The sequence below is a fragment of the Rhodococcus sp. KBS0724 genome, assembly GCF_005938745.2.
Taxonomy (GTDB): Bacteria; Actinomycetota; Actinomycetes; order Mycobacteriales; family Mycobacteriaceae; genus Rhodococcus_F.
In genome coordinates this window covers 4117978-4137736 of the sequence record NZ_VCBX02000001.1, presented here as the reverse complement: position 1 = coordinate 4137736, position 19759 = coordinate 4117978, and the positions used below count along the sequence as shown (strand labels likewise).

The window sequence follows — 19759 nt, the reverse complement described above, 5'->3', positions numbered from 1 at the left end:
CCTACTGGATGCCCGGATGTGGAGTTGTCGACGCGAAAGAGACGCTCATGAACGATCTGACTGTGACTGCCGAACACCTTCGCGCACTTCTCAGGAGTAGTCCGCACGCGGAACTGGTGGCCGTCGATGGCGGCATCACAGTCTTCGAGCCCCATGAGGAAGGGTTCCAATCCGACGGCATCTCAGTGGTGACCCGGGAGCAACTCAGCGAGCGACTTCCGTCCGGCGGAAAATCACCTGTCGAAGGTGAATTGACTTTGGCTGCTGCGTCATTGAGCCAGATGATCGCCGAATTGGGCGGTTGAACGGCGCGCAGGAGATTTCGGACAGCCTGGACGGAGTACCGTGGACTACATGGGTCTCATGATCCGGCGTTTGCCTGACGGTCCCATGACCATTTTTTCTAAGGGGCGTCCGTCATGGCGCACACGAACACAGTCGACTTCGGGTTGGAAACGCAACCGCGACACCCAGGTCAACCATTTCCCTCGCCTACCCGAACACCGCGGTTCCTACTACGGGGTCAGGGCGCGGTGAAGTCGCATGTCGACGGTGCTTGGTTCCCATGGACCACCAACGTCACAGCGGAGCTCCACGATCTGATTTCAGCACTCTCACTGCGCCTAGGGCCGATTACACGCGTTGCATTCGACTGGAACACGGTGAGTACTGTGCAGCGTCGTATCGACGAGGTCGACGGACTCGAAGTTCGAGGTCCGTATCCAGGTCAACCCGCAGATTTGATGTATCTCGACGACATCTACGGTCGGCAACTCGTGTTGATGATGATTCCGCCGTACGTCGATCCCGATCGGGCGTACGACATCATGCGGATTCTGGTGGATCCTGCTCGGGGAGACACCTATCGGGTTCAGTGAGTCGGGTATGTGTCACTGGTGAACTCACCAAGCGTTGAGTGTGTCGAGGATCTGACCGCGCGCCTTCCACAGTTCCGAACCCCAGTACGGCCACGAATGGGTTCCGTTGGACGGGAAGCTGAAAGTGGCAGGAATGCCGAGTGTGTTGAGACGCACCTGGAACGCTCGGGTGTTCAGCAAGGCGAGTGCTTCGAGTCCCATTGCGCTGCCGGTGTTGACGAAGTCGACCGGGCGTCGGGGTTTGTCGAGTTCGCCGGGCAATCCACTTGCCGCCGAGATGTACATCGACAGACCTCTGAGTTCCGGTGCAAAAACGAGGGGATCGTTGCGCAGCCAGGCCGGATTCCACGGTGGGCCCCACATCGCGTCGACGTTGAAGGATCCGGCGCTGATCATCGCGACCCGGATGGCTTCACGCATACCGGGTGCGGAGATGTTGAGGTACCCGGAGAACGATCCCGCGAACTTGAACTGATCACGGTGGTAGGCGGCCAGGGTCAGTGCTGCGCTGCCGCCCATCGAGAGGCCGAGGACACCGTTATTGGTGCGCGAAACGCCTCGGGTGTCGAGGTATGCGGGAAGTTCCTGAGTGAGAAATGTTTCCCATTTGTATGTGACGGGTTGGCGGTTGAGGTTGCTGGTGGAATACCAGTCGGAGTAGAAACTGGACTGGCCACCGACCGGCATCACCAACGTGATGTTGTTCTCGCGGAACTGATCGAATGCGTTTGTCTCGAAGCTCCACGCGTTGCGATCATTGCGAGCGCGGAGGCCGTCGAGCAGGTACAGGGCAGCGTTGCCACCACGGGATGCCCACTGGATCTGAACCTTGATTGGCCCCATCGAGGAGTCGACGAAGACTTCTTCGTAGCCGCCCGATTGTGCGGTTCGAACCGGTGCCGCAGTCGCGGTCGAAGATCCGATCAGGCCCATCGCCAATGGAATTGTCAGTGCCAGTACCGCCGACCCTGACCGCGCCCGCCTGAACTGTTTTGATACGCCTCTTCGGAAAATTCGCATTCCAGCCACTCCCGCCCCTTAGTGGTGTGCCCCGAGATTTCAGATTGTGCCCCCGAGTCGTTCAACTCTGGCGAACATGGAGCGGTCGGTACGGCGGTATCGCGTATCCGTTACTGCTTCGATACAGAAATAGGGCGAATGCCGTACACAGTTCAGGTCCCTGAATCTGCGTCTGTGTCGAGATCGGCGAGCGGCCATCCCGCTGCGGACAAGACTGCCGCAACGCGTGCGATGTCCTCGTCGGAGGCGTTCTGGCTGGTCACATCCGTGATTTGAGCGCTGATCTCGTCACCTCGGATTACCTGGTCGCTGTTTTCGTCGATCAATTCCGCGAGCGCGGCGCCGATCGCGATTTCACGCACTTCTACATCGGTGAGTCGGCGTCGCAGCAGGGCGATCAGCGGGATTCGATCCTTCGGTGGGATACCTTCCGGATAACCGGCGCGTAGCCACGCAAGGATCGACTGAGCCAGTGACGGGATCGGTGGGGGCAATGTGGTCACTTTCGGTTCGGTAGGTGCAGGGCCGTGGTGACGGTGGGGATTTCGGAGTCCGGTCCGGGAACTTCGGCGGGAACTTCGGTGGGAACGAGCGCGTCGTCCCATTCGGCGTTGACGTTGCTGGAATCGATCGGCGCCCTGCGGGAGCGGATGTACATCCAGGCGGCCATCGCGATGAGGATCGCAAAAACCACGAGCACACCAGGTAATCCACCGACGATATTTACCAGGCCCCAACACGCAGCTCCCACGATTGCGGCGGAGGGGAGCGTGATCAACCAAGCAATACCCATGCGGCCTGCGACGCTCCAGCGAACCGTAGCTCCTTTGCGTCCGAGCCCGGTTCCGAGGATCGAACCCGTCGCCACGTGGGTGGTGGATAGCGGGAGGCCGAGGTGGCTGGAGGTGAGAATTATTGCAGCAGAGGATGCTTCGGCAGCCATGCCTTGCGGCGCCGCAATTTCGACCAGACCTTTGCCGAGTGTACGGATGACCCGCCACCCGCCGAGATAAGTGCCGGCCGCGATCGCGAGCGCACACGTCAACTTGACCCAGAACGGCATCGGAGCGTCAGCGGAGATGGTGCCGTGCGCGACCAGCGCCAGGAAGATGACGCCCATGGTCTTCTGAGCGTCGTTGGTCCCGTGAGCGAGGGAAACCAGTGAGGCCGAACCGATTTGGCCCAAACGGAAACCTCGCTCCTGGGTATCCTCGCGGACCTTCGACGTGATTCGGTAGACGAGCCACGTGCCGGCTGCCGCCACCAGGCCAGCGACCAGGGGTGCCAACGCAGCCGGGATGACGACCTTGCTCAGGACGCCGTTCCAGGCGACGCCATTCATGCCCAACGAGGCAACTGCTGCGCCGATCAAGCCACCGAACAATGCATGTGAGGAGCTCGACGGGATGCCCAGCAGCCACGTGGCGAGGTTCCAGATGATGCCGCCCACAAGGCCTGCGAAGACGATCGTCAGCAGTGCTGGGCCGCCGACATTTCCGAGATTCACCACGCCCTTGGCCACAGTCGCGGCCACCTCGACGGAGAGGAAGGCCCCGACCAGGTTGAGTGATGCGGAGAGGGCGACAGCAACCTTGGGGCGGAGCGCACCCGTAGCGATCGAGGTAGCCATCGCGTTTCCGGTGTCGTGAAAACCATTGGTGAAGTCGAATGCGAGCGCGGTGACAACAACAACGAGGAGAACGATCAGTTCCGCATTCACGTGTACTGATGTTCCCGCAGGAAGGGCGGGTGAAACGGACCCGGCCGCACGAGTTTCACGGCGCGAGTCGAGTGTTTCTGTGGCTGTTTCTGTGGCCACCTCAGTGGAACAGGAATACGCTCGGTCGATGTCCCTCGGCGAAGAGAAAACGATCTCGGTAACAACCTTCCGAAAGAGCGGCGACGGCGTCGTGACGCCCACCTGGGTCGTCCCGCTGTCCGACGGTCGCATCGGGTTCTGGACGTCCTCGAAATCCGGTAAGGCAAAACGGTTGCGGAACAATCCGCAGGTCACGGTGGTGCCGTGTAACAGCCGGGGCAAAGTGACACCCGGAGCTGTGCCGGTCCGCGGGGTCGCGACCTTAGTGCGCTCAGGTTCCGACTTCGACGAGATTCAGAGTAAAGTGAAAGCGAAATATGGTGTGATGGTGCCGATTTCGAAATTCTTCAACGTCCTCGGCCATATCGGCAAGGGCTCATTCCCCTACGGTGACGTTGGCGTCGTCGTCACCCTGGAGCCGTAGTTGCTCAGCTGACCGGGTCCAGGGTTACCTTCACAGACACGTTTCCTTTCTCGTCCCGGGTACTCACCGCATGGCCTGTGCGATCGATTCCCCGAATATTGACGCGCATCCGACCGCCCTCATTCAGAAAATTGCGCCACCAGTTCTTCTTCTGGGGAAGTGCAACTCTGATGAGCACTTCGTCGTTCCTCTGGCGGTACGACACAGGCAAGGTGAAGGTCTTTCCGGATTTGCGTCCGGTGTAGGTGATCTGGGCCGTCGAGCCGCCGATGAGCTTCTCGATGAGCGGCACTCGCATCGCCGCGAGGACAACCTTGTTGATCGCGGCCGCAGACTTCTGGAAAGTGTTCATAGAGTCCGTCCTTGGTTATGTCGAAGGTGCCTTCGCGAGCCTAGCCCTACTTATCTCAGGGTGACTTTTATGATTCTCGATATCCACGGTGATCGGATCAGGGGGCAATGTGAGAACTACGTTGGCTGTTTTGGTGTGTGCGTCGGCGGTAGTGGTCCTCGCTGCCTGTGGATCGGAATCGGTAGACGGGGCTGCGATGGCGGGGGAGAGCCCGGAAACCTCCAGCGCGGCGACGCCGGAGGCAACCGCACCCGACGTCTGTGCGGGACGACTGCGCTGCATCGATGTGGCGACCGTCGACGTCGATGGAGACGGCAACGACGACTCGATCGGTCGAGTCGACGATCGGATTGTTGTTCTGACGATGGCCGGCATCGAAGCCGAGGTGGCGGGGACCGAGTCCGCCAAGCTCTCGGATCCGGCGGTTCAACGAACAGGTGGATTTGTCGGAGCGTGGGACATCGACGGGCGTCCGGGGGCCGAAGTAATCATCGCGACATCCGATCTCGGTGGCAGCGCCGCGTACAAGGTCTGGTCGTGGGGGGACTCGACGCTTGCGGTGATGTCGCCGCCGGTCTCGCTGTACGAAGGCAACCCAGTTGAGTGGACGTTGCACAGGGGCGAGGGATACGAGACTGCGGTCCGCTGCACGGGCGACACCGATCGACCGATCGAGGTCTGGAATCTCACCTCGCCATACGGCGGATCCACCGCGCAGCCATCGATGAAGGTCACCTCGTATACCTATGGAGCTGCCAACGGCGGCCAGTTCGGGGACGGCTCGATGTTCGGGCAAGAGGAAACCTACAGTGCGGAGCCGCAGAATCTCGGACAGCTGGCAGGGTGGCCGTGGCTCTGTGGCGCCAATGCTGTCGATCCCGCAACCGCGTCAACCGTCAAGTGCGGTACCGAGTCTCCGAACATTGCGATCACGAATGGCGTCGCGCGAGTTCCTGCCGACCCCAGGATTCCTGACATCGAATGGATCTTTCTGGGGGACACAAACTTTGATCCGTGTGCGGATCTGAGCTACGCCCTAGCCGAAACCAAGGGAGGTACGGGCAGTTCACCGGAACATGTGATGTTCTTTCATCGAGGCGAGTACCTCGGAACTGCGACGTCCTGTGCGTTCGGATTCACTACCGTTGTCGATTCCACCAGTGAGAGTGCAACAGTGCAGTACAGGTGGCCGCGCGGTAGGGACTCGAATGCAAATCCGAGTGGCTTGGCGACCGCAACATTCGTCTGGGACGGAAACGAGGTTGTCATGCAGAACGATCTGCCGGCCGAGCTGCTGGATATCAGCGGCTGTAACTAGGGTTCTGGAGATGTCGATTCGAAAACTGATGCTTGACGTGGGAGTTCCGCAGAACTACCTGGGGCACGACGAGATTATCGACGTTGACGACCCGGCTGTTCGATCTTTGGCGCAACAGTTACGCCAGGCGTCGGACAACAAAACAGCGTTCGCCAAGGCTGCATTCGAATGGGCGCGAGATAATGTCGGGCACTCCAACGATGTTCAGGATCCGAGAGTGACGTTGACCGCGACCGAGGTTCTCGATGCGCGAGTGGGGCTCTGTTATGCCAAGGCGCACTTGCTCACTGCGCTTTTGCGATCCGAGGGCATCCCCACGGGCCTCTGCTACCAGCGACTCGCGGATCGTGACGGGTTCGTGCTTCACGGCTTGGTCGCGATCTATCTCGAAGGATCCTGGCATCGCCAAGATCCGCGAGGGAACAAGGTTGGAGTCGACGCAGAATTCTCGCTCGGCACGGAACGGCTTGCGTGGCCGGTCGATCCGACTGTGGGGGAGATCGACTACCCGCAGGTGTTCGCGTCACCAGTGGCGTGCGTTGTCGACACACTTCGTGGTGCGACCAACGTGCTCGACCTCCTGGACGGCGGCTTGCCGACTGCACTGGACGCGTGAATCTTGCTGGACCGGTCTCTACGTGGACAATTCGACCGAGGGGGAACATTGCGACTATCGCAGCCGGGCCGCAATGACGGCGGCCCGACTGCGGTACCTACACCAAGCGGAGGTGAGCTCTCATGCTGGCTAGCTGCTTAACCAGCATGAGTCGACGTTCTGAGAGCCGCCGAACGGCGTCGACGTCCCCCGCGAGTTGGGCACGGTTCAGTAGAAACTGACAAGTGTCCAGTTGATCTCTGAGGTTCATCGTTGCCGCCACCTTCGATCACGTTGTCGGTACGTTTTGACCCTGTCAGCGCAAGGCTCTGTGTGCGCGGGCTGAATTACCTAGGGCGATACCTATTTTTTCGTTTGTTCGGTTGCCGACCTCGTCGGTGAGCCGCGTTACATATCGACCCGATCTGTAGTTACAGATACCAGACATATGTCACAATCACGGCATGATGATTGTTGAAATTTTGACGGGCTGGACGGCAACCGCGGCCTTCCTCGCAGTCTGGTTGGGCCGCGCCATCAATCACGCTGAGCAGGAAAGGGCGCAGCGCGCCTGGTTGTAACAACTCCTGGGTGGCTGCACCCAAGAGTGAGTGCGTCGCCCGCCTGCATACGAGGCTGCGCGTTCAGAGTGATCGAGCGGAGGCTCGATCAGGGGGTGTCGCGGCTAGCTGCGCCGACATGCACCGCGGATGTCCGGCAGCGGTCAACGGCCTTTGATCACGTACCTCGCAAGTGCAAATCCGCCCGCGAGAAAACCGCCTACCGTGATCGCCGCAACCGGACCGTAGCCTGCGCCGCACATGAACCCGCCTGTGGTGCCGGCAGCGACTGCAATGATTGCGATGTCGCTACTGGTTCGATGTTCTTTGGGCATGGCTACTCTCGCAATCAATGCTGTTCTGTCCAACCGTCGGAGTGGGAGGAACAGATGCTGGGGCCTTGCCGGGGCGACTTTGCGGTCGATCCGGCAAGGCCTGCACGTCCCCCGGGCTGAAGCACATCGGTCCACGAAGTCCGTACACAAGCAAGAATATTCCGTCTGGTATGTATAGCTAAGGGACTTAAGTCCCACTTGCGTGTCAGGTCGACAAGCGGAAGAAATAGCGCGGTGAACGGTAGTGGCCACTTCGCGAAGGAGTGCAACACGTGTGCGGACGCTTATATAGGCAAGTCGGTGCACGCGAGGCGCTGTAGCGAATCGAGTTCGACAGCGGTGCGTATCTTTTTGCTTTGCTGACGATTTGGCCGACTCCCGCCGGGTCAGGGTTGGTCCCTAGGTGTCGGCGTGAAGTTGTCGACGAGCATCGCAATATCGACGACAGAAGCCACAGCAAAACACCTCGCCCGGATGAGCGAGGTGCGTGTCATACGGAACCGGGATCCTTTCCCGGCCTTCATACTTCAGCTTGCCTTCATGCGCCGGCACAGATGTGCAGGTGCGGCAACGTCACTCACGGACTGGCGAGTGTTCGGAGTTCGGCTATCCACTGCCGAAACTTGGCCTGCGCGCGAGGACGAACCCCATTCAGCTCAATGCCCCAATACCACGCCTCATCAAGGAGTCGATCAGGAATCGGAAAGTGATTGATGGCAGCACTGCCCACCGCCATCTGAATGACAGACATCGGCTCTCCACAGTCAAACGAGATTCTGTGGGAGCGACGACCCTCATCATCGGTGATCGGATCGACGACAGCTGCCAGCTCTTCGGCGAACTCCACTAGATTACGCACGGGAAAAATGTATCGTCGACCACCGACAAGATGATTTCATTCACTACCCGCGCTCTGCTTGGCTTACCACGGGCGGTGCCGTTAAGCCTGCTGGTGAAACCTAATATCCCGGTCGCTTCCCATCCGGCCCCAAGTAGAGCTCCCAGATCTCGTCCATTAGTTCATCGGTCACCACAGGACAGTCGTCAAGGCCATCACTTCCGTAGTGGATGAGGCATTGAGGAAAAGCCGTCTGCATCAGTCGTATGGCCCCGTAGATGATTGGCCAATTCCCTTTGGTGTACTCCCGATCGTAGAGTCGTCGCGCGTTGTGAAATTCAATCCGATCATATTCAGGTGGGTACTCGCTCCTCATCAGGTACTCGCCCTCGCAGTTGTCACCGAATCCGTGATCGCGCCCGAGCATGTACTTGTTGGCTGCGGCAAGTTCGTCGTCGGTAACCGGGCCGACCGCATAAAGGTAAGCGTCTGCTCCCATCTCAAGCTGCCTTTCGCTCTCTCGATGCGTGCGCTAGGTGCGCATCATTTACGTCGCCAAGCCGGAACGCTTGTGCGCGTGAAAGGACTTCGCGATATCGAGCCTGAATATGCCCTGATCGACGAGGGGTGTCTACTCGTTTTCCGGTCAGCCCTCGATACTCCGGATGCTGCCGAGCCAAAAGCTTTGCTAACTGGATGATCCCGGCGCGGTGCAGCATCCGATCATCGACCCGGCTGAGCACCCCATCCTCCGGCGCAATGTCCATCGCGCGCCAACTGTGGTCATTTTGACCACGGCTCCACGTTTAGTGTGGATGACGAACGGGATGCCATCCTCTGCAAGCCGTTAAATGATCGGCCGTCTGAACGCGGGGGCGGGCATCCTGTTCATCGTTCCGGGACACCCCACCGCCCAACCCCACATGCGGCGAAAGCCAAATCGCTGCCGGTTGTGGGCCGGGCACTCACTCTCGATCATCGAGGAGTCCCTACCGTGGCGATTGCATCTTTCGAATTCCTTCTGACCGCCGACTCTGGCGTTCTCGCCAATGTCATCGCCTTCCGGATCTGCCAGCGCTGGAATGGTGACGAATAGGCCCTCTCCACAAGAGCCGTTCAATTCGTGGCAGTGGCAGTTAGCCTCACCCGGGGCGGCGCGTGGTCTACCGGATGAGTTCAGCGATTTCGACACGACTTGCATCACTACTTGCATCACTACTTGGCGTCGCTGCTCATTGCGTCCGGCGCGGACATCAAGACGGTCCAGGCTCGGATGCGGCACGCGAGTGCGAAGACGACGCTCGATGTCTACGGCCATCTGTGGCCGGACGCAGACGAGTCCACCCGCTTGGCGATCGATGCTGTGATCACGAAGCGGGTGGACTCGGCTATAGGTACTGCGGACGGAGGGCTGGACCTACGAACTACTGTGCAGGTCAGCTACTCCACCGGGGTTACACGTCGTAGTAGAGCTCGGATTACCACCTGGGCGTTTGTGTGCGTTGGCAATGTTGGTTGAGTCCCTTTGACCTGCATGTTTATCGTTGGTAGTGACTGCTTGCGTTGTCGTGTACCGGTAGTGCTGCGGACGCTCTGCGGACGGAATGGCTGTTTGCCCCATCGGCGATGCACGATTTTCGCGGAACCGTACACCCGCCGACGGGTTGAGCCAGATCATTGAGCGATGAGACCAGATGAAAACGGGGTACCTGCAAAGAGGCCCATCCTGACCATCGCGCCGGACGGAGATGAGTTCTGGCAAGCGCCTCAGTGCCAAATCGCCACCGGTGCCCCCAAGGGAACCTGGCTCTACTGGGCGCACATCGGCAAAGGGCCGGTGAGCTTCAAGCTTGGCCGACGCAGAGTCTGGCGTAAGAGCGTCATTCTCGCCTGGATTGCCGAGCAGGAAGCTGCAGGGATTCGCGAGCGTGAGTGCTGAATGACTCGACCACTTCTCACCTCCGCCGAGGCCGGCGAAATACTGAACGTGTCCGCAGCGGTAGATGCCCGGATGTGCCGGCGTCGCGAGCTGCCGTGCATCATGCTTTCGCCGCGCAAGCGACGAATCGCACCAGAGGATCTTGACGCGTTCATTGCGTCTCGACGTAGGGGATAGGCATCTGGCTGCGGCCACGTAAATTGGGGTCGCAAATAGTCGAGCTTCCGGATTCGATGGATGTATGAAACTTGAGATCACCATCGACCTTCAGGGTGGGGACGCTGAGGCGATCCGCGATGTCCTCCGACCACTGATCCCTGAACTGGCTAGGCAGCTTCGCGACAGCGGGATTAGTGCGCAACTCACTGCGGCAACACCAACTCCATTGCCGACGCGTACGCCCAAGGCTAAGCAGTGGATGAGCACCAGCGAGGTCGCGGAGTACATGGGCTGCTCCGTGCTCACGGTCCTCAGATTGTTGAGAACCAAGCAGATGATCGGATATCAGTCGGGACCCAAGGCGAGCTGGCGAATCAATAGGGATGATGTCGAGCTGTACATCCGAGGCGAGAAGCCAAACAAGAGACGTCGGCGTTGACGGGACCTTATTACTCCGACCGCGGGTACCGTCCGCGAATGAAACAGAATCAGATCCCACTTGAGATTCCTACCGAGCTCGTCGACGTCATTCGCAATGTGATGCGTCCTCTGGTAGCCGAGCTGGTCGCCGAACTGTTGGCAGAACGTGGCAGTTCGGCGATGGCATCGACTGCACAGGGACTCGCGGCGAGACCTGAAGACTCGCATGCCTGGATGACAGTCAAAGAAGCCGCAGATTATCTGCGCATTCATCAGAAGACAGTCCTACGACTCCTCGCCAGTGAGCAGATCACCGCAGGAACCGGACTCGTCGGATATCAAGTCACCACCCCGAACGGCACATGGCGAATCCATCGCGACGATGCCGACAGGTTTCAACGGCGCCCGACCAGCAAATACGGAATTAGACAGAACTGAGTCGAGCAATCTCTATCGGTTGACTCGGTCGAGTTCGCCGAAGGCGTCGGATTGCTGATTCAAGCAGAGGGCAAGGCGTCTGGTCTCCGACCGAAAAGTCGGTTCGGATGATGCTTGCAGTTTGTGGCATGCGATGATTTTCGGATTGTGAAGATCAGCCTCGGCAGATGCGGCAAACATCTCCGAGGCCCGGCCGACAGGTGAAGTGTCGACATGACGAATTATAGGCTTGTGCCTGAGTTGGCATGGGCAGGTCCTAGTGTCCGCTTTAGACGGCCGAGCCAGAGTGCATGACTGCCTTTGCGAAAGACGCACGTGGAGTTGCAGTTCTAGGTGGGATGCGTTGCACTCCAGAAGCAATCCGAAGAAAGCTCTCGAACGCAAACGAGCGAAATAAGGGCAACGTCATTTCGGTGCAAGCTGAACTGTGGCTTCCGGGCGATTCTCGTGATGACGTTGTGTTGCGAGCTTCTGTTGGGCTGAAGAACGGTCAAGTGATGGTTGCCATGGTAAATTCGCTGTATACAGCTGGTTTTTCGCTTACTCTGGAACTGTCTGACGGCGCGAATCCGAACCACCACCATGTGGAATTTGGGTCTGACGTGTCGGATGAAGCAGTTGAGCGACTGATTGGATGCTTCGGAGAGCCCGAACCGAATCCTGCGAAGGGGATGAAGTGACAACGACAGTTTTGGTCGATTTCAACGACCTCGCACGCGGTGGCAAGGTCGTCGCTCTCAGGAGTTGGGCAGACGGTCCAGTCAGCGTTGGCGACCGAGTGACAGCACTCGATGACATGGAAGACCTACGATTCTCGGCAATCGTCGCTGAAGAAAATGCCGAGACCGGTGAGATATACCTCGCCCTCGACGAAGGCGCGAACGCCGCGACTCATCTCATCGTGAAGGTTGACGGCGACAATCCTCAGAGTTGGGAGACGATCCCCCGAGAAAAGTACGGCGCTCCCGAGGTGATGGCTGAGGTATGGAAGCGACTCTTCAAGGCTTCACCTCCTGTGCCGATTGACGTACCCAACGATCTCTCGACCGTCATTTCTCATCTGCAGACGCGCACCCCAGATGGTTTCTGGCTTCGATACGCGCTTGGTCCGGACGAGGAGTGGAGAAAGCATGTCGCGCTCAAATTCCTTGCAACGACTCGGCATGAAAAAGTCGGTGCTGAGAAGATTCGTCGCTGGGGGACAGCCGAGGATGGCACAGCACTTGTTATTGCCTGCCTGGAGACTGACACCATCGACTCGGTCCTTGAGCAGATGACCGAGAATGACAGTGTTGTGGTAACGACTGCATTGCATGACCCAGACAATAATTGGACGATCTCAGCCGTCAGTGGCCTGTCCGGTCATAAAGCAGTCGAGCCCGACAGGTCAATGGAAACCTTGTCGGATGCTGGCCTAACGCTGGGGTCAACGATCCGCGACCTGATGGCCGCATCTGGTGTTTATGAGGTACTCAATCAGCGGCTTCTCGCGGAAGCCACAACCGGCGATACTGAGGTTGACGCGCCGGTTTTCGGCAACAGGGCAAGAAACGGATTCAGAATCTCGCTGGCCAGTTAGAGTGCGCCACGCCGAATGCCCCAACCTCAAGAGGTTGGGGCATTTTCACGTTCGACTCGCCCACCGATCCGCCTGCGGCATGGCGCCGGCACATGGGGGAGTGCGAACGGTTTCGCCGCAGGTCTTGCAGTAGTGCGTCCGATGCCCGCCGTTCTCGGCCAACTCGCAGCCGCAGACTTCCCAGCCGACGAGGCAGGTGTTCGCCGCGAGCGTGTGCCCATTGGGACAGAACGGGGGCGCTGCTTCAATGGACATATTCATAGTTTCGCACACACGTTCGAAATTCTGCTATCGTCTGTCGCGCGGGGTCCGGAGGGTAAGGGAAGACCAGCCGGCCCCGCATCACGTCTCACCTCCTGGCATTCACAGAAGCAATAGGCCCCGTTACGACCGTTCCGTCTGGTATGAGTATCTAGCGCCCACCGAGTAACGCGTGGGCAAAGACTCGAAGGGCAGCGCAATGACGCAACAGGGGATTCAGTCGCCGGTTCAGCAATCGGCAATCCGGAAGCAGGGGCCGTGGGGGCTGTGGTGGCTGACCGTGATCACCTTCGGGATCTACTACCTCGTCTGGTACGACCGTATCAACGGCGAGTTGGCAGCATTCACGGGCAGCGAGCGTGAGGGCTGGACGCGATGGTGGTCGCAGATCATCCCGTTTTACGGCCTCGTAGGATTGTCGCGCACTGCGAAGCGGTTGAACCAAGCCCACGGGATCGCGAATTCGCCCGTAACGGTTTCGCCGGTCATGGCATGGCTATGGGCGCCAGCATGGTTCGGGTCGCAAACTCGATACCTGCAGCGCCGAATCAATACCCTTGCGGATATCCAGGCAAGCCACAGGGCCTAGCTAATTCCTGAACGCACAAAAATACCCCGCACCTGATCCGTCAGGTGCGGGGTATTTTGCTGTCAGCTTTTCGCCGGCGGCGGCGTGTAGATCGACTCGGGTTTCTTCATGATGATCAGTTCGGCGTCGGGTGCGTCTTTCCATCGGTACGCCCAGGAGCCGTCCGGGAGTAGGACGGTGCCGGGTTGACCCTCGTCGGGAGCAGGTTCGAATGCCATGCCGTCGAGTATCTCAGGCGCGGGTCTGTGAACTGTGCCACGAACAGTTTACGGTTCAACAGGTTCGGGCGATATACGGGTTGGCTCACCGGAATGTCCCCCCGACCTTTCCGGCGGGCCATCGGCTTACCGGGTTGGATACACAAACCCCCAACCCGGTAAGCCACCTGACGTGCCGGGGCGGGACAGAATCCGTGTTTGAGGTTCGCCGTTTGGGTATGCCGGTGGTGCGGCGCTGAGATCACGGGAAAGTGGTACGCCGCAGGAGGTCCACCTTCTCATGCGGTCACAGCCAGAAGATGGACGAAGGGGAAAGTGCATCGCATCGGAAGGCGATGTGCACCCGCTGGCGCTCACTCACAGGTTTGGCGCCGGCGGGTCCACCCCGAACGCACAAAACGCCCCGCACCCGGATCTCGGGGCGGGGCATAATGAGCAATTCTGGGCGGGTTACGGATTCAACTCATCAGTCCAACTTGCGCTCGTAGTGCGCGTGTCCCATTCAGCCTTTAGCATCTCACCCAACTCGGGATCGATCGCAAGCATCATCTCAAGAAGAACCCCCACGCGGCCACGCAGTCGATACTTCTCCAACTCTGACGGGGTGTTTTCATACGCGCTCGTAATCATGGGGATCTGTCGAGCGATGTCGTCCGCGATCTCCTGCACGGTCAGTTCTGGATTGATCATCTGCCGATGATGCCATCGTCGCTAACTCCAGGTCCGAAGTTTCGCGCGAAGAGGATCCTGGGCGGGTGAATTCGGGGGTGAACCTTCCACTCAAACTGGACCAAGGTCCAGTAATACGAGACAACCTGTGGCACACTTCCAGCTATGTGGTGGATTGTCGGAATTGTCGCCGTCTGGATCGTCGTGGGCACGTTAGCTGCCTTCTGGATCGGTCGTGCAATCAGCCACACTGACCTCGAAGAATCAGCCGCCGAACTGCGACGTGCGGAAAAGCGTGAGAAGCAGCCGAATCGTTGCCGCGATTAGCGTCCAGTCCACCAGGCGTGAATGTCGGCGATTGCGCCATCCATCTCATCAGTAACTTTCGAATCACTGAAGGGCTTCTCTCGCGCAAGGCTAGGCCGATCAGGCAGCGATAGGAGTTGCGGCCGTTGTTGGCAATATGATGCGCATCGGGATAAGTCGGACATCGCACAGTCCTACATGCGCACGCTCGAAACCGCCCTGAATGCCGCCTGTCAGTTAGCGGAGCGGCTGACCTCATACCAGTTGGTTCCGTCACTGACAAGTGACAGAACATCGTTCTGTGTAGGGGCGAAGTCGCCATTGAGATTCAAAGTGGTGCCGTTGTCGCGGACAGGCTGTGGGCTGGCGTTTGTGAAGATCAGGCGCACCACCCTGCCTGCTCGATGACCAAGGATACTTGTAATCTCTTGCGACGCCGACACTATGGCAGTGTCCGATTCCGCCGCGATACGTACCGCACCGCCGGCAACCGACTTGGTCGGCACGGGCGCAGACCCAAGGTCGTTCCCGGACCATATGTTGCTATTGCCGAACGTTGCGCCATCTGTTGTGTTGTACGCACCCGAGCGTGCACGTTCTTTCCGCATCGAATTTCCTACCAGTACGTTGAAGTCGGAAGTCCCGGCCTCCGCGTAGTTGTACGGCTGCGTTTGTGTCGCAGTTCGTCCCGGATAAGGGTGTGTCGGAACGGTGACGTAGTTACCCGCTGGGATTTCGACGGCGGAATCCCACACATTATTTCCCGTGAGGACGTTCTCTTGCGAGTTGTCCATGTGGATACCCGAGAAACTGATGGTCGAGGTCAGGGTTGTGTTCTTGACGCCGTTCCAATAAATCTCATTACCGACGTAGTTGTTTCGGTTGGATGCCAAGGATCTAATTCCTGACAGCCCGTTGCCCCATGCGCGCCCGCCGACAAATTGGTTGTTGTTGCCTTGGATGTATATCCCTGAACCGAGGTTCTTCTCCGACTGCCACGTGGCGAACAGGCAACCGGTAGCGGTGATCCACACTCCGTGATAGTCGGTGGTGGATTCGACACCACAACCCCACACGTGAAGGTTGAGAATGTTCTGCGCGGATTCCTCGATCTTGAACCCCGTCCACCCAGTGGCAGAGATGACGACATTTACCCACATGCCATCAGTGGACCCGGACCCTGCAACTATCTGAGCACCGTATTGAGCGCACTCACTGATCGATACGTGCGTGATCCTGGGAGCGATAGCGGGCGCAGCTTTGCCGACAACTAGGCCACTGCCACCAGACTTCACTATCTGAACGTCGGTCAGATACCCGTAAGCGCCGTTCAGAACTACAGCGTCACCCGTCGCCCCTTGGTAGCGACCACCTTCCAGGGTGATGGTCTCCATCCCTCCCGAGTTGCTGTTTAGAGTCCACCAGTCCCCAGACGCTGCGCCTGTCCGGGTAACGATGCTCGTGTAAATCTGCGATCCTCGAATATGGATCCGCTTGTTGGACGGGATCACATGATTCTTGGAGTCCATAAATTTGCCAGGCGGGAAGAGTAGAACTCCTGCGGCACTGTAGGCGTTTGGTACGGCATTGATCGCGGCGATTGCCGCTTCGATTGCAGGACCGTCGTCGGTGATGCCGTTACCGACTGCACCGTAATCCCTGACGTTGAAGATCAACTCGCCTTTGCCGACTGCACGCACGCCGCCAGCGGGCGCGATCGCAGTCAGTGACGACGCATCCGCCTTTGTTGTGGACAGTGAACTCGGGGCGTAGGTGCCGTCCAGTGCCGCCTTCGTCGCGGTACCCGGAGCGACCAGATCAGCCACCGCAGCATCCTGCGCCGTCGACAAACCCTCGACCGCAGCAACAGCGGCAACGACCTCATTCCGCAGTGCCGTGACAGCACCAACCACCGGTGGCTGATACTCCGTCGTCTCCTCGACCAGATCCATCAGATTCACAGGACCGGTCTCGGGGACGATGATCTTGTACGTCTCCGTGAACCACGCGTTGCCGTTGATGTCGATCTTCGCGTCGTACGGTCCAGGGTTGAGATCCTTCTCCTGCACCACGCCAGCCGTCACCGAAGCCTGAGCATGAACCGGCATAACCGTCTTGCTCGCATCCTCCGTCGACGGAAGAGGGCGCGTCGGCGTGTACGTGATCGTGCCGCTACCCAACGGGACACGGACACCATCCACGAAAGAGGCTCTGACAATGGTCATTCGGACACCTCCTCAGGTGGGGCGAAGCTTTCGATGTGCGCGGCAGTGGCTTCCGTGCCGCCCTCGGGGATGATCGGCTCGGGCAAGATCGGGACATCCTCGACAACGTCGGGCGTTACCGAGATGCCGGTCTTCGAGACCAGTTTGTCGTCGGCATTGCGGCCAGCGATCGTCAGCCAGTTCAGGTCTGGATCGAACTCTGCCGTGAACGTGATCCCGCCAAGTCCGGGGACCGAAAATGTTGCGCTCAAAGGTCTCTCGCCTTCCATTCATTTGCTCCCACAGAAGGGATCGACAGGTAACCGAAGATTGCGCCGCGGTGTGTGGACGCTGTCTCGAAGGCTGCGCGTCGGAACGCGGCGCCCTTGGATGCTTCACTGGCGAGGTCGGGCCACGTCAGGACTGAATCGCCATTGACGTACGCCGTGAAGTCCGTCTTGCCGGTAACCACATCGTCAGTCGCCCGAAGCTCCACAACGTCACCCGCCGCCCATGTACGCGTCGTCGAATTCTTGGTGACACCATTCGGATTCGCCGCGTTGTAGAGACGGATCTCGATCAGGCCCCACCGGATGCCGATGCGGACGCAATGACTCATGTCGGAGTTCGCTCGCACTGCAACCATCGCGGCCGGATTGTCCTCGAGGTCCGCGTTCGTTCGGTCGAAGGCGTCGATCTTCACCGACGCCGCTTGTGCGTCCGTCGCCAACTGGGAGACGTACACGGCCTGCGCGTAATCCACTTTGCGGGACGTGAAGCGGCCATGGTCGATACGCTTACACCGGGCGATACCGGAAACGATGTCCATGCCGACGCCGTACACAGCCCAGTTCGGGCCAAGAGTCGCAGCATTGGCACGATCAAACAGGTCAGCCAGACTCACCTTGATCAGGCCCAATGTCTGGCCCATGCACACCCACGGAATCCACTCAGATGTGTTGTCGAGTTCAGCAGCGGTCAGGGTGGCCGGTGGTTCCACGGTGGTCGTGGACTTATTCATGGCGAGTCGCGTCGGGTGAACCCCAGACATGGCGCTGATCGTCGCGGTTCTCATGCCGAGGAGGTTGCGTGGAGTTCGACCCGCCCCGTACTGGCTGATCAGAACCGCGTACCAGTCCCCTTGGTCTGCGACAATGTCCATGCCGAGGTCAATGCGTACGTCTTGGGCAGCGTTGCCGAATGTCGAGGGAATCGTGTTCACGTTGCCGACTCCGCTGGTCCAGACTCGGGTGAGGTTTCCGTTCGGGAAGTGACTCGTCGGGTCGCGGTCCATCTTGTAGATCGTCACGAACATGTACGCCTTGGTTGTGACGGTTTGCGCTGCGATCACAAAGCCCACGGTGTTGTAGATCCGGTCTCTGGTCGCATTGATGTAGCCGATGTCGTAGCGGTTCAGTGCGGTCGTGTAGATCGGCTGCGCCCATGCAATGGAGACTGAACTCAAGGTGTGGTCGTGCTGGTAATTCTCTCCACCGAATTCGAGGGATGTCTTTCCGGTGACGCCAATGGGGATCGGGGCAAGTCCTGTACGCGGGAACACTGCATCTTCAACGGGATTGAGCGTGACGTAACCGGGCACGTTCGTCGGAATCGCGGAGATGTCAGCCTTCGTGCCGAGCGCAAGGTTCGCTTCGGCGATGGCGAAGGAGTTCGCGATGTTGCCGGCCTCGTTCGCCGACGCCTTCGTTGCTGCCTCTGCAGCATCTTCCGCCGACGTCATCGCGACCTCGACAGCCTCAGTCGCCTTGTCGTCAGTGCCACGCAACAGGTCCGCGAGACCGCCGATCGCGTCACCGATGAACGGCACGCCCGAGAACAGCTCGAGCACATTCGCGATCGCATTCTTGATCCACACCAGCACCCGGGTTGCGAGATCCTGCAGGACCACAATGCCGTCGTGGATGATGCCGCCAGCCCATGAGATCAGCGACTGAACCCAGGTGCCGAAACCCTCGATCGGATTGACCAGGCTGAACATCTCGGCCTCGCGCTCGGCCTCCCACTGGGCTTGCGTCTTCTGCGAGAACGCCGCGAGACCACCGAGGCCGTCGAAAAAGCCGTCGCCGGTAGTGGGGTCAGGGGAGGTCACGGACAACCCCCTTTGGTGTAATTTCCAGATCAGCGGGCGGGGCGGGCACAACAATTCCGTTATCCGCCAAAGTGTTCTGAAGTCGAGCGATGTGAATGCGCGCCGCGAGCTGCCAGCGGTCCATGTGGTCAATCACTTTGTCTCGAGCTGAAACCTTCGCTTCGAGTTCGTCCGTTCGTCGGTCTGCCTTGTCTGCGCGAGCCTCCGAATTATCCAGCCGTGCAGCAAGGGTCGTGATGTTGTCTTGGGGTGCGCGCTTCCACGCCGTCACGGCACCGGCCAAAGCGGTACTGAACGCAACGATCAGCGCAAGTAGGACGCCCAAGGATTCTGCGCTCACTCACCGACCTCCTGATGTGCCCTGGTCATCCCAAAATGGATGCCAGCAATGCTGATAGAGATCAGACCCGTCACGATCGGCGCGGGAGGTTCAGCGAGGATGGAGCCTGCCAGGATCGCGCTGCCGTAAAACATCCACGCGAAGATTCCGACGACATGTGCTGCGACCGGATAGCGGTTGAACAGCGCCGACATCACCAGTAGGACGCCGGTCACCGTGAAGATGACCGGCCACACCGGGCCAATGGACTCGATGATCACGACGAGCGTTTCCTGGCCGGGCGGTAGGGGTCGGCGCACCCAATGGGTAGGTCCCCAGTAGGTGACGCCGACGAGAACTGACATCAATCCCATGATCAGGGAGACGATGCGTACCCCTGACATGGGGA

Annotated in this window: 28 protein-coding genes; 14 read left to right on the top strand and 14 right to left on the bottom strand. The window is 59.2% G+C overall.

What is annotated here, in order from left to right; all coding sequences use genetic code 11:
- Positions 1 to 47: 47 nt before the first annotated feature.
- Entirely contained in the window at positions 48 to 305 is a 258-nt protein-coding gene (locus tag FFI94_RS19035; RefSeq protein ID WP_260684205.1) for a hypothetical protein, read from the top strand.
- Positions 306 to 419: 114 nt separating this feature from the next.
- Positions 420 to 878: a DUF5994 family protein gene (locus tag FFI94_RS19030; protein WP_138869207.1), complete on the top strand. Its 459-nt coding sequence runs from the start codon at positions 420 to 422 to the stop codon at positions 876 to 878.
- A 24-nt stretch (positions 879 to 902) separates the two neighbouring features.
- Here the strand turns inward: FFI94_RS19030 and FFI94_RS19025 are convergent, their stop codons facing one another.
- The 3 genes from FFI94_RS19025 to FFI94_RS19015 form a co-directional block, all read right to left on the bottom strand.
- Complete coding sequence (locus tag FFI94_RS19025) at positions 903 to 1811, bottom strand: alpha/beta hydrolase (protein ID WP_378659611.1); 909 nt, start codon at positions 1809 to 1811, stop codon at positions 903 to 905.
- Positions 1812 to 2050: 239 nt separating this feature from the next.
- Positions 2051 to 2392 (bottom strand): DUF3349 domain-containing protein, encoded by a 342-nt coding sequence (locus FFI94_RS19020; RefSeq protein ID WP_260684504.1) that lies wholly within the window; start codon positions 2390 to 2392, stop codon positions 2051 to 2053.
- A 5-nt stretch (positions 2393 to 2397) separates the two neighbouring features.
- Positions 2398 to 3618, bottom strand: a complete 1221-nt coding sequence (locus FFI94_RS19015; protein ID WP_138869204.1) for an inorganic phosphate transporter — start codon at positions 3616 to 3618, stop codon at positions 2398 to 2400.
- Between the two features lie 127 nt (positions 3619 to 3745).
- On the opposite strand from FFI94_RS19015, the gene FFI94_RS19010 reads away from it, so the two are divergent.
- Positions 3746 to 4141: a PPOX class F420-dependent oxidoreductase gene (locus tag FFI94_RS19010; protein WP_138869203.1), complete on the top strand. Its 396-nt coding sequence runs from the start codon at positions 3746 to 3748 to the stop codon at positions 4139 to 4141.
- A 4-nt stretch (positions 4142 to 4145) separates the two neighbouring features.
- On the opposite strand, the gene FFI94_RS19005 is transcribed toward FFI94_RS19010, so the two are convergent.
- Entirely contained in the window at positions 4146 to 4493 is a 348-nt protein-coding gene (locus FFI94_RS19005) for a nitroreductase/quinone reductase family protein (RefSeq protein WP_138869202.1), read from the bottom strand.
- Between the two features lie 109 nt (positions 4494 to 4602).
- Here FFI94_RS19005 and FFI94_RS19000 point away from each other — a divergent pair, with 109 nt between their 5' ends.
- Positions 4603 to 5811, top strand: a complete 1209-nt coding sequence (locus FFI94_RS19000; protein ID WP_138869201.1) for an LppP/LprE family lipoprotein — start codon at positions 4603 to 4605, stop codon at positions 5809 to 5811.
- 10 nt (positions 5812 to 5821) lie between these two features.
- Entirely contained in the window at positions 5822 to 6427 is a 606-nt protein-coding gene (locus FFI94_RS18995) for a transglutaminase family protein (protein WP_221937763.1), read from the top strand.
- A 703-nt stretch (positions 6428 to 7130) separates the two neighbouring features.
- On the opposite strand, the gene FFI94_RS33770 is transcribed toward FFI94_RS18995, so the two are convergent.
- The 3 genes from FFI94_RS33770 to FFI94_RS18990 form a co-directional block, all read right to left on the bottom strand.
- Positions 7131 to 7301, bottom strand: coding sequence for a hypothetical protein (locus tag FFI94_RS33770; RefSeq protein ID WP_185993251.1), 171 nt, complete (start codon positions 7299 to 7301; stop codon positions 7131 to 7133).
- A gap of 577 nt (positions 7302 to 7878) precedes the next feature.
- Positions 7879 to 8052 carry a hypothetical protein gene (locus FFI94_RS33765; protein WP_185993250.1) on the bottom strand — a complete coding sequence of 58 codons (174 nt, stop codon included), beginning with the start codon at positions 8050 to 8052 and terminating at the stop codon, positions 7879 to 7881.
- Between the two features lie 208 nt (positions 8053 to 8260).
- Positions 8261 to 8638, bottom strand: coding sequence for a hypothetical protein (locus FFI94_RS18990; RefSeq protein ID WP_138869199.1), 378 nt, complete (start codon positions 8636 to 8638; stop codon positions 8261 to 8263).
- A gap of 708 nt (positions 8639 to 9346) precedes the next feature.
- On the opposite strand from FFI94_RS18990, the gene FFI94_RS18985 reads away from it, so the two are divergent.
- The 8 genes from FFI94_RS18985 to FFI94_RS18950 all read left to right on the top strand — a co-directional run bounded on the left by FFI94_RS18985 (position 9347) and on the right by FFI94_RS18950 (position 13524).
- Positions 9347 to 9658, top strand: a complete 312-nt coding sequence (locus FFI94_RS18985) for a hypothetical protein (protein ID WP_397495468.1) — start codon at positions 9347 to 9349, stop codon at positions 9656 to 9658.
- 165 nt (positions 9659 to 9823) lie between these two features.
- On the top strand, positions 9824 to 10078 hold the full coding sequence (locus tag FFI94_RS34630; RefSeq protein WP_313905539.1) for a DNA-binding protein: 255 nt from the start codon (positions 9824 to 9826) through the stop codon (positions 10076 to 10078).
- Positions 10079 to 10255, top strand: coding sequence for a helix-turn-helix domain-containing protein (locus FFI94_RS34775; protein ID WP_138869197.1), 177 nt, complete (start codon positions 10079 to 10081; stop codon positions 10253 to 10255).
- 64 nt (positions 10256 to 10319) lie between these two features.
- A complete protein-coding gene (locus FFI94_RS18970; protein ID WP_138869196.1) occupies positions 10320 to 10676 on the top strand; it encodes an excisionase family DNA-binding protein in 357 nt (118 codons plus the stop codon).
- A 38-nt stretch (positions 10677 to 10714) separates the two neighbouring features.
- Entirely contained in the window at positions 10715 to 11095 is a 381-nt protein-coding gene (locus FFI94_RS18965; RefSeq protein WP_260684204.1) for a helix-turn-helix domain-containing protein, read from the top strand.
- Between the two features lie 290 nt (positions 11096 to 11385).
- Entirely contained in the window at positions 11386 to 11775 is a 390-nt protein-coding gene (locus FFI94_RS18960; RefSeq protein WP_138869195.1) for a hypothetical protein, read from the top strand.
- Positions 11772 to 12674, top strand: coding sequence for a hypothetical protein (locus FFI94_RS18955; RefSeq protein WP_138869194.1), 903 nt, complete (start codon positions 11772 to 11774; stop codon positions 12672 to 12674). The genes FFI94_RS18960 and FFI94_RS18955 overlap by 4 nt, the downstream gene beginning before the upstream one ends.
- A 433-nt stretch (positions 12675 to 13107) precedes the next feature.
- Positions 13108 to 13524, top strand: a complete 417-nt coding sequence (locus FFI94_RS18950; RefSeq protein ID WP_138869192.1) for a DUF4234 domain-containing protein — start codon at positions 13108 to 13110, stop codon at positions 13522 to 13524.
- Between the two features lie 62 nt (positions 13525 to 13586).
- On the opposite strand, the gene FFI94_RS33760 is transcribed toward FFI94_RS18950, so the two are convergent.
- Entirely contained in the window at positions 13587 to 13742 is a 156-nt protein-coding gene (locus FFI94_RS33760) for a hypothetical protein (RefSeq protein WP_185993249.1), read from the bottom strand.
- 450 nt (positions 13743 to 14192) lie between these two features.
- Positions 14193 to 14432 carry a hypothetical protein gene (locus FFI94_RS18945; protein WP_138869191.1) on the bottom strand — a complete coding sequence of 80 codons (240 nt, stop codon included), beginning with the start codon at positions 14430 to 14432 and terminating at the stop codon, positions 14193 to 14195.
- A gap of 144 nt (positions 14433 to 14576) precedes the next feature.
- Here FFI94_RS18945 and FFI94_RS33755 point away from each other — a divergent pair, with 144 nt between their 5' ends.
- Positions 14577 to 14738, top strand: a complete 162-nt coding sequence (locus FFI94_RS33755; RefSeq protein WP_185993248.1) for a hypothetical protein — start codon at positions 14577 to 14579, stop codon at positions 14736 to 14738.
- 212 nt (positions 14739 to 14950) lie between these two features.
- Here the strand turns inward: FFI94_RS33755 and FFI94_RS18940 are convergent, their stop codons facing one another.
- The 5 genes from FFI94_RS18940 to FFI94_RS18920 are packed head-to-tail and all read right to left on the bottom strand — an operon-like array spanning position 14951 to position 19754.
- Positions 14951 to 16942, bottom strand: a complete 1992-nt coding sequence (locus FFI94_RS18940) for a glycosyl hydrolase family 28-related protein (protein WP_138869190.1) — start codon at positions 16940 to 16942, stop codon at positions 14951 to 14953.
- Positions 16939 to 17193 (bottom strand): hypothetical protein, encoded by a 255-nt coding sequence (locus tag FFI94_RS18935; protein WP_185993247.1) that lies wholly within the window; start codon positions 17191 to 17193, stop codon positions 16939 to 16941. Before FFI94_RS18935 ends, FFI94_RS18940 begins: the two co-directional genes overlap by 4 nt.
- Positions 17190 to 19031, bottom strand: coding sequence for a hypothetical protein (locus FFI94_RS18930; RefSeq protein ID WP_138869188.1), 1842 nt, complete (start codon positions 19029 to 19031; stop codon positions 17190 to 17192). Before FFI94_RS18930 ends, FFI94_RS18935 begins: the two co-directional genes overlap by 4 nt.
- On the bottom strand, positions 19018 to 19371 hold the full coding sequence (locus tag FFI94_RS18925) for a hypothetical protein (RefSeq protein ID WP_138869187.1): 354 nt from the start codon (positions 19369 to 19371) through the stop codon (positions 19018 to 19020). The genes FFI94_RS18930 and FFI94_RS18925 overlap by 14 nt, the downstream gene beginning before the upstream one ends.
- Positions 19368 to 19754, bottom strand: coding sequence for a hypothetical protein (locus tag FFI94_RS18920; protein WP_138869186.1), 387 nt, complete (start codon positions 19752 to 19754; stop codon positions 19368 to 19370). Before FFI94_RS18920 ends, FFI94_RS18925 begins: the two co-directional genes overlap by 4 nt.
- Positions 19755 to 19759 lie beyond the last annotated feature (5 nt).

Coding starts and splice junctions, on each gene's coding strand:
- FFI94_RS19030 (WP_138869207.1), top strand. CDS start 420: ATGGCGCACACGAACACAGTCGACTTCGGGTTGGAAACGCAACCGCGA.
- FFI94_RS18965 (WP_260684204.1), top strand. CDS start 10,715: ATGAAACAGAATCAGATCCCACTTGAGATTCCTACCGAGCTCGTCGAC.
- FFI94_RS19005 (WP_138869202.1), bottom strand. CDS start 4,493: ATGAACACTTTCCAGAAGTCTGCGGCCGCGATCAACAAGGTTGTCCTC.
- FFI94_RS19025 (WP_378659611.1), bottom strand. CDS start 1,811: ATGGGCCTGATCGGATCTTCGACCGCGACTGCGGCACCGGTTCGAACC.
- FFI94_RS19010 (WP_138869203.1), top strand. CDS start 3,746: ATGTCCCTCGGCGAAGAGAAAACGATCTCGGTAACAACCTTCCGAAAG.
- FFI94_RS18990 (WP_138869199.1), bottom strand. CDS start 8,638: ATGGGAGCAGACGCTTACCTTTATGCGGTCGGCCCGGTTACCGACGAC.
- FFI94_RS18960 (WP_138869195.1), top strand. CDS start 11,386: ATGACTGCCTTTGCGAAAGACGCACGTGGAGTTGCAGTTCTAGGTGGG.
- FFI94_RS18995 (WP_221937763.1), top strand. CDS start 5,822: ATGTCGATTCGAAAACTGATGCTTGACGTGGGAGTTCCGCAGAACTAC.
- FFI94_RS33760 (WP_185993249.1), bottom strand. CDS start 13,742: ATGGCATTCGAACCTGCTCCCGACGAGGGTCAACCCGGCACCGTCCTA.
- FFI94_RS33765 (WP_185993250.1), bottom strand. CDS start 8,052: ATGTCTGTCATTCAGATGGCGGTGGGCAGTGCTGCCATCAATCACTTT.
- FFI94_RS18970 (WP_138869196.1), top strand. CDS start 10,320: ATGAAACTTGAGATCACCATCGACCTTCAGGGTGGGGACGCTGAGGCG.
- FFI94_RS33755 (WP_185993248.1), top strand. CDS start 14,577: ATGTGGTGGATTGTCGGAATTGTCGCCGTCTGGATCGTCGTGGGCACG.
- FFI94_RS18945 (WP_138869191.1), bottom strand. CDS start 14,432: ATGATCAATCCAGAACTGACCGTGCAGGAGATCGCGGACGACATCGCT.
- FFI94_RS19035 (WP_260684205.1), top strand. CDS start 48: ATGAACGATCTGACTGTGACTGCCGAACACCTTCGCGCACTTCTCAGG.
- FFI94_RS33770 (WP_185993251.1), bottom strand. CDS start 7,301: ATGCCCAAAGAACATCGAACCAGTAGCGACATCGCAATCATTGCAGTC.
- FFI94_RS18920 (WP_138869186.1), bottom strand. CDS start 19,754: ATGTCAGGGGTACGCATCGTCTCCCTGATCATGGGATTGATGTCAGTT.
- FFI94_RS34630 (WP_313905539.1), top strand. CDS start 9,824: ATGAGACCAGATGAAAACGGGGTACCTGCAAAGAGGCCCATCCTGACC.
- FFI94_RS34775 (WP_138869197.1), top strand. CDS start 10,079: ATGACTCGACCACTTCTCACCTCCGCCGAGGCCGGCGAAATACTGAAC.
- FFI94_RS18940 (WP_138869190.1), bottom strand. CDS start 16,942: ATGACCATTGTCAGAGCCTCTTTCGTGGATGGTGTCCGTGTCCCGTTG.